Origin of the sequence: Mycobacterium branderi (genome assembly GCF_010728725.1) — a bacterium.
Classification (GTDB): Bacteria; Actinomycetota; Actinomycetes; order Mycobacteriales; family Mycobacteriaceae; genus Mycobacterium; species Mycobacterium branderi.
In genome coordinates, this window is record NZ_AP022606.1 from 3,030,393 (window position 1) to 3,042,856 (window position 12,464).

The following is a 12,464-nucleotide window of genomic DNA, read 5'->3' on the forward strand; positions in this document are numbered from 1 at the left end:
TGAGATGGCCGAATTGGACGTCGAGATCGTCGCCGTCGATCGCAAGATCTGGTCGGGCAAAGGGACTTTCGTCTTCACCCGGACCACTGTTGGCGAGATCGGCATTATGCCAAGGCATATTCCGTTGGTAGCCCAGTTGGTCGACGACGCCATGGTGCGTGTCGAGCGTGAGGGCGAAAAGGATTTGCGCATCGCGGTGGACGGCGGCTTCCTATCGGTCACCGAGGAAGGCGTCAGCATTCTCGCCGAGTCCGCGGAATTCGAATCCGAGATCGACGAGGCGGCCGCGAAACAGGATTCCGAGTCCGACGATCCCCGCGTCGCGGCCAGGGGCCGCGCCAGATTGCGCGCGCTCGGCGCGCTCGACTAAAGGGGCTCGCGGCCGATGAGCGCGCCCATGGTCGGCATGGTCGTGCTCATCGCCTTGTTGGGACTTGCGGTCCTGGCATTGAGTTTTCGGCTGTGGAAGCTGCGCCAGGGCGGTACGGCTGCCATCATGCGCGACATTCCCGCCGTGGGCGGACATGGCTGGCGCCACGGCGTAGTCCGCTACCGCGGCGGCGAGGCCGCGTTCTACCGGCTGTCGAGCGTTCGGCTATGGCCGGATCGCCGACTCAGCAGGCGTGGTATCGAAATCATTTCGCGGCGCGCACCTCGCGGAGACGAGTTCGACATCATGACCGAAGAGATCGTCGTACTCGAACTGCGTGACACAACCCAGGACCGAAGGCGGGGTTATGAAATCGCTTTGGACCGAGGCGCGTTGACGGCATTCTTGTCCTGGCTGGAATCGCGTCCCTCACCACGCGCACGCCGCCGCAGCACCTGACGTCCTAGCGCCTATGTGGCGGACTGCTCGGATTGTCCGCCGCCCGGCTGCCAGAGCACGTCGCCCTCCGGGTTGGCCAGCCGGGACAGGATAAACAGCAAGTCCGATAGTCGATTCAAATACTTTGCCGGCAGCGGGCTGACATCCGAGGGGTGCGAGTTTATGGCACACCATGCCGAACGTTCGGCTCGGCGGACCACAGTGCGCGCGACATGCAGCAGCGCCGAAAGCTGCGAACCCCCAGGCAGCACAAAGGAATTCAGTGCCGACAGTCCTTCGTTGAACTCGTCGCACCAACGCTCCAGCCGGTCTATGTAGGGCTGCGTGACACGCAGTGGAGGGTGTTTCGGATTTTCTACCACCGGCGTGGAAAGGTCGGCACCCGCATCGAACAAGTCGTTCTGGATCTGCCGCAACACCTCGACGATGCGCTGCTCGGGGTTTCCCAACGCGATCGCGGCGCCGATAGCCGCGTTGGCCTCGTCGCAATCGGCATAGGCAACCAGCCGGGCGTCGGTCTTGGAGACCCGCGAAAAATCGCTCAATCCCGTCGTCCCGTCATCGCCGGTGCGGGTATAGATGCGGGTCAGATGTACTGCCATGGTTCAAAACGTTACCGGGCTGACTGACAGGGGCGATACCGCTCACTAAACTAACGCGGGTGGCGGAGCGTTTCGTGGTGACCGGTGGCAACCGGTTGTCGGGCGAAGTTGCTGTTGGGGGCGCCAAAAATAGCGTTCTCAAGTTGATGGCCGCAGCGCTGTTGGCCGAGGGCACCAGCACCATCACCAACTGCCCCGACATTCTTGACGTCCCGTTGATGGCAGAGGTGTTGCGAGGCCTCGGCGCCACCGTCGAACTCGCCGGCGACACCGTCCGGATAACATCCCCGGACGAGCCGAAATACGACGCGGACTTCGCCGCCGTGCGTCAATTCCGAGCATCAGTCTGCGTATTGGGGCCGCTGGTTGGTCGATGCAAGCGGGCCAAGGTTGCGCTACCTGGCGGTGACGCCATCGGCTCACGTCCGCTGGACATGCACCAGGCCGGCCTGCGGCAGTTGGGCGCACGCTGCAACATTGAGCACGGCTGCGTGGTTGCGCAAGCAGAAATGTTGCGCGGCGCGGAGATTCAGCTGGAGTTCCCTTCGGTGGGAGCCACCGAGAACATCTTGATGGCTGCTGTTCTGGCCGACGGAGTCACCACAATTCACAATGCGGCGCGCGAGCCGGACGTGGTCGACCTCTGCACGATGTTGAATCAGATGGGCGCACAGGTCGAAGGCGCGGGCTCACCGACGATGACGATTACCGGTGTCCCGCAGCTGCATCCCACCGAGCATCGGGTGATCGGGGATCGGATCGTAGCCGCCACCTGGGGGATCGCCGCAGCCATGACCCGCGGCGACATCACGGTGTCCGGGATCGACCCGGCGCATCTGCAGGTCGTACTGCACAAACTGCACGACGCCGGCGCCACCGTCACCCAGACCGACAACAGTTTCCGGGTGGTGCAGTACGAGCGCCCCAAGGCCGTCAATGTCGCGACGTTGCCGTTCCCGGGATTCCCGACCGATCTGCAGCCGATGGCGATCGCGTTGGCTTCGATCGCCGACGGAACGTCGATGATCACCGAGAATGTCTTCGAAGCGCGATTCCGGTTCGTCGAGGAGATGATCCGCCTCGGCGCCGACGCTCGCACCGACGGACACCACGCCGTCGTGCGTGGTCTTCCGCAACTGTCCAGCGCGCCGGTGTGGTGTTCCGACATCCGCGCCGGTGCCGGGCTGGTACTCGCCGGGCTCGTGGCGGACGGCGACACCGAGGTCCACGACGTCTTCCACATTGATCGCGGATATCCGTTGTTCGTGGAGAACCTGGCCAGTCTCGGAGCTGAGATCGAGCGGGTAGAATAGCGAGGACTTAACGACTCCTGCTGGTCCTAGAGCGGAGCAGTTACCGGAGTTGACCGGGCCTTTGTCGCGGAGTATAGTGGCAGGGTTGCCTGTTCATGGGTGTTGTTTGAGAACTCAATAGTGTGTTTGGTGGTTTTGTTTGTTGTTGTTTTTGCCATGCCTTGACTGCCCCGTGGTTGGGGTGTGGTTTTTGTTTTGTTGTAGTCAGGTTTCTCTGATTTTTGTTTGGAGAGTTTGATCCTGGCTCAGGACGAACGCTGGCGGCGTGCTTAACACATGCAAGTCGAACGGAAAGGTTCTTTCGGGAACACTCGAGTGGCGAACGGGTGAGTAACACGTGGGTGATCTGCCCTGCACTTCGGGATAAGCTTGGGAAACTGGGTCTAATACCGGATAGGACCACATGCTGCATGGTGTGTGGTGGAAAGCTTTTTTGCGGTGTGGGATGGGCCCGCGGCCTATCAGCTTGTTGGTGGGGTGATGGCCTACCAAGGCGACGACGGGTAGCCGGCCTGAGAGGGTGTCCGGCCACACTGGGACTGAGATACGGCCCAGACTCCTACGGGAGGCAGCAGTGGGGAATATTGCACAATGGGCGCAAGCCTGATGCAGCGACGCCGCGTGGGGGATGACGGCCTTCGGGTTGTAAACCTCTTTCACCATCGACGAAGCTTCAGCGTGTTGTTGGGGTGACGGTAGGTGGAGAAGAAGCACCGGCCAACTACGTGCCAGCAGCCGCGGTAATACGTAGGGTGCGAGCGTTGTCCGGAATTACTGGGCGTAAAGAGCTCGTAGGTGGTTTGTCGCGTTGTTCGTGAAATTCCCTGGCTTAACTGGGGGCGTGCGGGCGATACGGGCAGACTGGAGTACTGCAGGGGAGACTGGAATTCCTGGTGTAGCGGTGGAATGCGCAGATATCAGGAGGAACACCGGTGGCGAAGGCGGGTCTCTGGGCAGTAACTGACGCTGAGGAGCGAAAGCGTGGGGAGCGAACAGGATTAGATACCCTGGTAGTCCACGCCGTAAACGGTGGGTACTAGGTGTGGGTTTCCTTCCTTGGGATCCGTGCCGTAGCTAACGCATTAAGTACCCCGCCTGGGGAGTACGGCCGCAAGGCTAAAACTCAAAGGAATTGACGGGGGCCCGCACAAGCGGCGGAGCATGTGGATTAATTCGATGCAACGCGAAGAACCTTACCTGGGTTTGACATGCACAGGACGGCATCAGAGATGGTGCTTCCCTTGTGGTCTGTGTGCAGGTGGTGCATGGCTGTCGTCAGCTCGTGTCGTGAGATGTTGGGTTAAGTCCCGCAACGAGCGCAACCCTTGTCTCATGTTGCCAGCGCGTGATGGCGGGGACTCGTGAGAGACTGCCGGGGTCAACTCGGAGGAAGGTGGGGATGACGTCAAGTCATCATGCCCCTTATGTCCAGGGCTTCACACATGCTACAATGGCCGGTACAAAGGGCTGCGATGCCGTGAGGTTTAGCGAATCCTTGTAAAGCCGGTCTCAGTTCGGATCGGGGTTCGCAACTCGACCCCGTGAAGTCGGAGTCGCTAGTAATCGCAGATCAGCAATGCTGCGGTGAATACGTTCCCGGCCTTGTACACACCGCCCGTCACGTCATGAAAGTCGGTAACACCCGAAGCCCATGGCCTAACCCGCAAGGGAGGGAGTGGTCGAAGGTGGGATCGGCGATTGGGACGAAGTCGTAACAAGGTAGCCGTACCGGAAGGTGCGGCTGGATCACCTCCTTCTAAGGAGCACCACGAAATGGGGTGCGCACTGGGCGCATTCCGAGCCGTGAGGAGTTCTCGCCTGTAGTGGGTGGGGGCTGGGTGCACAACAACGTTGAAAACAAGATCGCCGGCACACTGTTGGGTCCTGAGGCAACACCTGTGTGTTGTCGCCTCGCTTGGTGGTGGGGTGTGGTGTTTGAGTTGTGGATAGTGGTTGCGAGCATCTGAAAGCAAAAGCTGTTGTTTGACGGTTTTTGTCGAGTGTTTTGTGTGTAAGTGTGTTAGGGCGCATGGTGGATGCCTTGGCATCAGGGGCCGATGAAGGACGTGGGAGGCTGCGATATGCCTCGGGGAGTTGTCAACCGAGCGTGGATCCGAGGATGTCCGAATGGGGTAACCCGGCACCAGTGATGTGGTGTCACCACACGTTGAATGTATAGGCGTGTGGGGGAACGCGGGAAGTGAAACATCTCAGTACCCGTAGGAGAAGAAAACAAGTGTGATTCCGTTAGTAGTGGCGAGCGAACGCGGAGGATGGCTAAACCGTATGCATGTGATACCCGGCGGGGGTTGTGTGTGCGGTGTTGTGGGGCGTTTTCGTTTCGGGTCCGCCGGCCTGGGCGGGAGTGAGAAATCGTGGTGTTAGTCGAAGTGGCCTGGGATGGTCTGCCGTAGACGGTGAGAGCCCGGTAGGCGAAAACATCATGGCTCCTGTGGAAGCGTTCCCGAGTAGCAGCGGGCCCGTGGAATCTGCTGTGAATCTGCCGGGACCACCCGGTAAGCCTGAATACTTCCTGATGACCGATAGCGGATTAGTACCGTGAGGGAATGGTGAAAAGTACCCCGGGAGGGGAGTGAAAGAGTACCTGAAACCGTGTGCCTACAATCCGTCAAAGCCTCTTTGTGGGGTGATGGCGTGCCTTTTGAAGAATGAGCCTGCGAGTCACTGACATGTCGCGAGGTTAACCCGTTGTGGGGGAGCCGCAGCGAAAGCGAGTCTGAATAGGGCGTATCCCCACGTGTGGGGTGTAGTGGTGTGTTGTGGACCCGAAGCGGGGTGATCTACCCATGGCCAGGGTGAAGCGCGGGTAAGACCGCGTGGAGGCCCGAACCCACTTAGGTTGAAGACTGAGGGGATGAGTTGTGGGTAGGGGTGAAAGGCCAATCAAACTCCGTGATAGCTGGTTCTCCCCGAAATGCATTTAGGTGCAGCGTTGCATGGTTCACTGCGGAGGTAGAGCTACTGGATGGCCGATGGGCCCTACTAGGTTACTGACGTCAGCCAAACCCGAATGCCGTAGTGGGAAGTGTGGCAGTGAGACGGCGGGGGATAAGCTCCGTGCGTCGAAAGGGAAACAGCCCAGATCGCCGGCTAAGGCCCCTAAGCGTGTGCTAAGTGGGAAAGGATGTGCAGTCGCAAAGACAACCAGGAGGTTGGCTTAGAAGCAGCCATCCTTGAAAGAGTGCGTAATAGCTCACTGGTCAAGTGATTGTGCGCCGATAATGTAGCGGGGCTCAAGCACACCGCCGAAGCCGCGGCAACGGCCCTTCGGGGTTGTTGGGTGGAGCGTCCCTCACCAGCGAAGCCACAGGGTGACCTAGTGGTGGAGGTGTGGGGAGTGAGAATGCAGGCATGAGTAGCGATAAGGCAAGTGAGAACCTTGCCCGCCGGAAGACCAAGGGTTCCTGGGCCAGGCCAGTCCGCCCAGGGTGAGTCGGGACCTAAGGCGAGGCCGACAGGCGTAGTCGATGGACAACGGGTTGATATTCCCGTACCCGTGTGTGCGCGCCCGTACCGAATCAGCGGTACTAACCACCCAAACGGTGCGTGATCGGTGATCTTCGGATCAGTGACGCGTGCCTGCTGCGTGGGATCTTCGCTGGTAGTAGGTAAGCGATGGGGTGACGCAGGAAGGTAGCCGTACCAGCCGATGGTGGTGCTGGGGCAAGCCCGTAGGACGAACGATAGGCAAATCCGTCGTTCATGAGTCCGAGAGGTGATGCATAGCCGATTGGGGTGAATTCGGTGATCCTATGCTGCCGAGAAAAGCCTCTAGCGAGTGCACACACGGCCCGTACCCCAAACCGACACAGGTGGTCAGGTAGAGAATACCGAGGCGTACGAGTCAACTATGGTTAAGGAACTCGGCAAAATGCCCCCGTAACTTCGGGAGAAGGGGGACCCCAACACCGTGAACCCACTTGCTGGGGGAGCGGGATGGGGTGGCACAAACCAGTGAGAAGCGACTGTTTACTAAAAACACAGGTCCGTGCGAAGTCGCAAGACGAGGTATACGGACTGACGCCTGCCCGGTGCTGGAAGGTTAAGAGGACCGGTTAACCGAAGTAATTCGGTGAAGCTGAGAATTTAAGCCCCAGTAAACGGCGGTGGTAACTATAACCATCCTAAGGTAGCGAAATTCCTTGTCGGGTAAGTTCCGACCTGCACGAATGGCGTAACGACTTCTCAACTGTCTCAACCATAGACTCGGCGAAATTGCACTACGAGTAAAGATGCTCGTTACGCGCGGCAGGACGAAAAGACCCCGGACCTTCACTACAACTTGGTATTGATGTTCGATGCGGTTTGTGTAGGATAGGTGGGAGACTGTGAAACCAGAACGCCAGTTTTGGTGGAGTCGTTGTTGAAATACCACTCTGATCGTATTGGACATCTAACCTCGAACCCTGAACCGGGTTCAGGGACAGTGCCTGGCGGGTAGTTTAACTGGGGCGGTTGCCTCCTAAAATGTAACGGAGGCGCCCAAAGGTTCCCTCAACCTGGACGGCAATCAGGTGGCGAGTGCAAGTGCACAAGGGAGCTTGACTGCAAGACGGACATGTCAAGCAGGGACGAAAGTCGGGACTAGTGATCCGGCACCCCCGAGTGGAAGGGGTGTCGCTCAACGGATAAAAGGTACCCCGGGGATAACAGGCTGATCTTCCCCAAGAGTCCATATCGACGGGATGGTTTGGCACCTCGATGTCGGCTCGTCGCATCCTGGGGCTGGAGCAGGTCCCAAGGGTTGGGCTGTTCGCCCATTAAAGCGGCACGCGAGCTGGGTTTAGAACGTCGTGAGACAGTTCGGTCTCTATCCGCCGCGCGCGTCAGAAGCTTGAGGAAACCTGTCCCTAGTACGAGAGGACCGGGACGGACGAACCTCTGGTGCACCAGTTGTCCCGCCAGGGGCACCGCTGGATAGCCACGTTCGGCCAGGATAACCGCTGAAAGCATCTAAGCGGGAAACCTTCTCCAAGACCAGGCTTCTCACCCTCTAGGAGGGATAAGGCCCCCCGCAGACCACGGGATCAATAGACCAGACCTACACACCCGGCAACGGGCGCAGGGAACTGGCACTAACCGGCCGAAAACTTACCCACACGCAACCACACCACAACCCCCACAACCCCACCCCACCACCAACAACTAAACTAGAATAGAATTCAATAAAGTTACGGCGGTCCATAGCGGCAGGGAAACGCCCGGCCCCATCCCGAACCCGGAAGCTAAGCCTGCCAGCGCCGATGATACTACCCACCCCGGGTGGAAAAGTAGGACACCGCCGAACACCCACAAAAAGGGCACCCACAAGGTGCCCTTTTTCAATTCTAATCGAAAAGCGTGAGAGTCGCGGATTTATGGCGTTTCTCTAATTCGAGAAGTGATCGCTTACGGTCCAAACCGCCGCCATAGCCGGTAAGGCTTCCGCTCGCGCCGATTACCCGGTGGCACGGCACGATAATGGCAATAGGGTTACGGCCATTGGCCAATCCGACCGCCCGTGCCGCGCCAACAGCCCCAATCTGTCTTGCGATTTCGCCGTAGGAGCGAGTTTCGCCGTAGGGGATCGTCGTAAGCGCGTGCCAGACTCGGCGCTGAAACTCGGTCCCGGCCATGTCGAGTCTCAGCTCGAATTCGGTGCGATTGCCGGCGAAATATGCTTCAAGTTGATCGACGGCGTCCTGAAATGCGTCCTCATCGAGCGTCCAGTCAGCACGGCTGGGCTCATACGTCTGATCGACCATGCGCAGGTTTGTCAAGACGTCGCCGCGCCCGGCCAGCGTCAGCGGGCCAATCGGGCTGTCGATGGTGCGGTAGTGGATCATGCGATCTCCTTTGAGGGCCAATGGTTCACCGGATGGTCCAGCGTCGTCCAGAGATGCTGGGTGGCGTAGGACCGCCATGGGCGCCACCGCAGGCTGCGCTCGATGAGCGCCCGCTGATCCGCCGGTAGACCCAGCTGTTTGGCGGCCAGTCGCAGTCCGAGGTCGCTGGCCGGAAAAGCATCCGGGTCGCCCAGTGCACGCATGGCAATCACTTCGGCCGTCCAAGGACCCACGCCGGGCAACATCAGCAGCTGCTGGCGGGCCGCCTCCCAGTCGCAACCCGAGTCGAGCACCACGCGGCCGTCGGCGAGTCCCGCGACCAACGCCGTCACTGTGCGTCGCCGCGCCTTGGGCACCGCCAGATGAGCCGGGTCGATCTCGGCCAGTTGCTCGACCGACGGGAAGGTGTGTGACAGGCTGCCACCGGCATCCGGTACCGGTTGCCCGTAAGCGGCGACCAGCCTGCCCGCGTGGGTGCTGGCGGCTTTTGTCGAGACCTGTTGAGCCAGCACGGCGCGGATGGCCAGTTCGCTTTCGTCGACGGTGCGAGGAATGCGTTGGCCCGGCGCCTTGGCTACCACCGCGGCGAGCTCAGGGTCAGCCGTCAACACGTCGATCACCGCCTCGGGGTCGGCGTCGAGGTCCAACAGCCGTCGGCACCGGGCGATCGCCGTCGTCAGGTCGCGGAAGTCGTCGAGCACCAGCTGGCAGCGGACGTGATCGGGTGCCGGCGCGAGGCTGACGACGCCGTTGCCCGCCGGGAGTCGCAGTGAGCGGCGGTACATGCCGTCGCGCACTTCTTCGCAGCCGGGGACCGCGCCCGCGGCCAGGTGACCGAAGACGCCTTCGTAGGCGAACGGTGTCCGTACCGGCAGGCGCAGTGTCACCGACCCCGGTGAGGTGTGGTTGCACCCGAAGTGGGCCGCGGCCCGTTGGCGTAACGCGGTGGGAGTGCTGTCGCACACTGCCCGCAGCGTCTCGTTGAACTGGCGGATGCTGGAAAATCCCGCGGCGAACGCGACGTCGCTGAATGGCAGGTCGGTCGTCTCGATCAGCACGCGGGCGGTCTGCGTGCGCTGAGCGCGGGCCAGCGCGAGCGGTCCCGCGCCGAGCTCGGCCTGCAGCAACCGCTCCAGCTGACGCGCGGTGTAGCCGAGGCGGGCGGCCAGGCCGCCGACGCCTTCGCGGTCCACGGTGCCGTCGGCGATGAGTCGCATTGCCCGCGCGACGACGTCACCGCGCACGTTCCATTCCGGCGAACCCGGCGACGCGTCCGGCCGGCACCGCTTGCACGCCCTAAAGCCGGCCCGCTGGGCGGCCGCCGCGGTCGGGTAGAACCGCACGTTCCGGGCAAACGGTGGCCGCACGGGACAGCTGGGCCGGCAATAGATGCCGGTGGTTAATACGGCGGTGACGAACCAGCCGTCGAACCGGGCGTCCTTGGACTGCACGGCCCGATAGCAGCGGTCGAAGTCTTCATGCACGATTCGACCATTACACCTGGGCGCCGACAGCACTAGCGGAAAAGCGACATCAACGTGATGGCGCTAGGCGAGGGTGGCCAGCCGGGTGGGCTCGTCGTGGCCGCGGAGCGTGACAGTCTCACCGAACGACCAATGGGCACGCTCCTCGTCGCTGGCGCACTCGATCGCATCCGACGACGCCAACAACCGCGTGGGTTGCGACTTGGCCAGTTCGCTGAGCCGCGCCGCTTCGTTGACCGGCTCACCGATCACCGTGTATTCGAATCGTTCCTTGGCGCCGACGTTGCCGGCGACCACCTGTCCCGCCGCCACCCCGATGCCGGCTTGGCACTCCGACACCTCGCGCTCCAGCCGCTCGGCGATGGCGCGAGCGGCGGCCAGCGCGTGGTCCTCGGGATGCTCCAGGCGATTTGGCGCACCGAAGATGGCCAGTGTCGCGTCACCTTCGAACTTGTTGACGAGTCCGCGATGGCGGTCGACCTCGTCGACGATCACCGCGAAGAACCGGTTGAGCAATTTCACGATCTCCGTGGCCGGTCGCTTCGTCACCAACTGCGTCGAAGCGACGATGTCGACGAAAATCACTGCCACATGGCGTTCTTCGCCACCGAGCTGGGGCCGCTCCCGTTCAGCGGCCGCGGCCACTTCGCGACCGACATGGCGGCCGAACAGGTCGCGCACGCGTTCGCGCTCTCGCAGTCCGTTGACCATCGCGTTGAAACCGCTTTGCAATTCCCCGAGTTCGGTGCCGTCGAACGCCACCAAATCGACCTTCAGGTCGCCCTGTTCGACGCGCTTGAGCGCGGCGCGCACAACCCGCACGGGTGTTGCGATGAGCCAGGACAGCAGCCACATCAGCGTGAATCCGAACACCAGCGTGGCCGCCGACAAGATCAGCACCGCCACCCCGAACTGCGTCTCGGTCATGTTGCGCAGTACCAGCGCGAAAAACGCGGTCAGCGCGATGCCGATCACTGGCACACCGGAACCCAGCATCCACACCATCATGGTCCGGCCCATGATGCCCGGGGCGAAACGCCGTGGCGGCGGCCCGGCCTCGAGCGCCTGGGCGGCCACCGGCCGCAGCGTGAACTCGAAAATGAGATAGCACGCTGTGGCGACCAAGACACCGCAAAAGCTCACCGAAAACAGGGTTTGCGGAATGAACAGGCTGTTGGTCAGCCCGTAGAGAGTCGTGAACAGCGCCGCTCCCATACCCCACAGGATGAAGTTGACGGCCGCCGCCCGCGCCGGAGCCTGGAAGGTGTTGCGCTCGTCGGACCCGCTGGGCTTGCGTTCTTCGATCGCCCAGCGCAGTACGCCGACCGTGCGCCGGGTGATCCAATAGGTACCCAGTACCAGCGCGACCCCGATATAGGCCGGCACGGCCGCGAAGGTGAGCCATGCGGGCGCGTCGGAAAAGACGCTGGGTACCGGAAAGGCGATGCTGAGCAACAGCAGATCCACGCCGATCCCGATCAGGTTCACCCCGACGATGAACACCGTGAGGATGACCTGAATGCGCACCCGCCGGCGCCGTTGGCTTTCCGATACCTTGCCGAGCAGCCAGGAGCCGTACGCCGGGGTCTCGGGTAGCCGACCGCTCTGCCGGGTCACGCGCTCCAGCAGCCGGCCCAGCCGTTGGGCCAGTGTTCTCTGGGCCATCATGGTGGCGTCAGCCTAATTTGTCCGCTCGACGGCCCTTAAGGTGAGTCGCGTGCGTCTCGTGATCGCCCGGTGCACGGTCGACTACCTGGGCCGGCTCACCGCCCATCTGCCGTCCGCGCGTCGGCTTCTGCTTTTCAAGGCGGACGGCTCGGTGAGCGTGCATGCCGACGACCGGGCCTACAAACCGCTGAACTGGATGAGCCCGCCGTGCCGGCTCACCGAGGAGCTCGACGGGCCGCAGCCGGTCTGGGTGGTCGAGAACAAGGCCGGGGAGCAGCTGCGGATCACAGTCGAGGAGATCGAGCATGACTCCTGTCATGAGCTGGGCGTGGATCCCGGGCTGGTCAAGGACGGCGTCGAGGCGCATCTGCAGGCGCTGCTCGCCGAACATGTCGAGCTGCTCGGCGCCGGATACACCCTGGTGCGTCGGGAGTACATGACCCCGATCGGGCCGGTCGATCTGCTCTGCCGTGACGAGCAGGGCCGCTCCGTCGCTGTCGAGATCAAGCGGCGCGGCGAGATCGATGGTGTCGAGCAGCTCACCCGCTACCTCGAATTGCTCAACCGCGACAGCTTGCTGGCACCGGTGAGCGGGGTATTCGCGGCGCAACAGATCAAGCCACAGGCCCGGACTTTGGCCATCGATCGTGGAATCCGTTGTCTGACATTGGATTACGATCAAATGCGAGGCATGGATAGCGACGAATACCGGCTATTCTGAA

The 12,464-nt window shown here is 61.7% G+C and carries 8 protein-coding genes and 3 rRNA genes; 7 read left to right on the forward strand and 4 right to left on the reverse strand.

The window, feature by feature from the left end:
• Nucleotides 1-4 precede the first annotated feature (4 nt).
• Together G6N47_RS15470 and G6N47_RS15475 are read left to right on the forward strand one after the other, a co-directional pair.
• Complete coding sequence (locus G6N47_RS15470) at nucleotides 5-370, forward strand: F0F1 ATP synthase subunit epsilon (protein WP_083134765.1); 366 nt, start codon at nucleotides 5-7, stop codon at nucleotides 368-370.
• Nucleotides 371-385: 15 nt separating this feature from the next.
• Nucleotides 386-829, forward strand: a complete 444-nt coding sequence (locus tag G6N47_RS15475) for a DUF2550 domain-containing protein (protein WP_045380045.1) — start codon at nucleotides 386-388, stop codon at nucleotides 827-829.
• Between the two features lie 11 nt (nucleotides 830-840).
• Here G6N47_RS15475 and G6N47_RS15480 read toward each other — a convergent pair whose 3' ends face one another.
• On the reverse strand, nucleotides 841-1,431 hold the full coding sequence (locus tag G6N47_RS15480; RefSeq protein ID WP_083134764.1) for a cob(I)yrinic acid a,c-diamide adenosyltransferase: 591 nt from the start codon (nucleotides 1,429-1,431) through the stop codon (nucleotides 841-843).
• 59 nt (nucleotides 1,432-1,490) lie between these two features.
• Here G6N47_RS15480 and murA point away from each other — a divergent pair, with 59 nt between their 5' ends.
• The 4 genes from murA (at nucleotide 1,491) to rrf (ending at nucleotide 8,052) form a co-directional block, all read left to right on the forward strand.
• A complete protein-coding gene (murA, locus tag G6N47_RS15485; RefSeq protein WP_083134763.1) occupies nucleotides 1,491-2,744 on the forward strand; it encodes a UDP-N-acetylglucosamine 1-carboxyvinyltransferase in 1,254 nt (417 codons plus the stop codon).
• A 222-nt stretch (nucleotides 2,745-2,966) separates the two neighbouring features.
• Nucleotides 2,967-4,501: ribosomal RNA gene (locus G6N47_RS15490) — 16S ribosomal RNA — on the forward strand.
• Nucleotides 4,502-4,753: 252 nt separating this feature from the next.
• Nucleotides 4,754-7,864 (forward strand): 23S ribosomal RNA (locus tag G6N47_RS15495).
• Between the two features lie 73 nt (nucleotides 7,865-7,937).
• Nucleotides 7,938-8,052: ribosomal RNA gene (gene rrf, locus G6N47_RS15500) — 5S ribosomal RNA — on the forward strand.
• Together the 16S, 23S and 5S rRNA genes form the textbook arrangement of a ribosomal RNA operon.
• A 40-nt stretch (nucleotides 8,053-8,092) precedes the next feature.
• Here rrf and G6N47_RS15505 read toward each other — a convergent pair.
• The 3 genes from G6N47_RS15505 to G6N47_RS15515 form a co-directional block, all read right to left on the reverse strand.
• Nucleotides 8,093-8,590 carry a methylated-DNA--[protein]-cysteine S-methyltransferase gene (locus tag G6N47_RS15505; RefSeq protein ID WP_083134665.1) on the reverse strand — a complete coding sequence of 166 codons (498 nt, stop codon included), beginning with the start codon at nucleotides 8,588-8,590 and terminating at the stop codon, nucleotides 8,093-8,095.
• Nucleotides 8,587-10,074, reverse strand: a complete 1,488-nt coding sequence (locus G6N47_RS15510; protein ID WP_083134666.1) for a DNA-3-methyladenine glycosylase 2 family protein — start codon at nucleotides 10,072-10,074, stop codon at nucleotides 8,587-8,589. The genes G6N47_RS15505 and G6N47_RS15510 overlap by 4 nt, the downstream gene beginning before the upstream one ends.
• A gap of 63 nt (nucleotides 10,075-10,137) precedes the next feature.
• The gene (locus G6N47_RS15515) at nucleotides 10,138-11,742 is read right to left on the reverse strand and encodes an adenylate/guanylate cyclase domain-containing protein (RefSeq protein ID WP_083134667.1); all 1,605 of its coding nucleotides are present in this window, start codon (nucleotides 11,740-11,742) and stop codon (nucleotides 10,138-10,140) included.
• A 49-nt stretch (nucleotides 11,743-11,791) separates the two neighbouring features.
• Between G6N47_RS15515 and nucS the strand changes: the two genes are divergently transcribed.
• On the forward strand, nucleotides 11,792-12,463 hold the full coding sequence (gene nucS, locus G6N47_RS15520) for an endonuclease NucS (RefSeq protein WP_083134668.1): 672 nt from the start codon (nucleotides 11,792-11,794) through the stop codon (nucleotides 12,461-12,463).
• The last annotated feature ends 1 nt before the right edge of the window (nucleotide 12,464 follow it).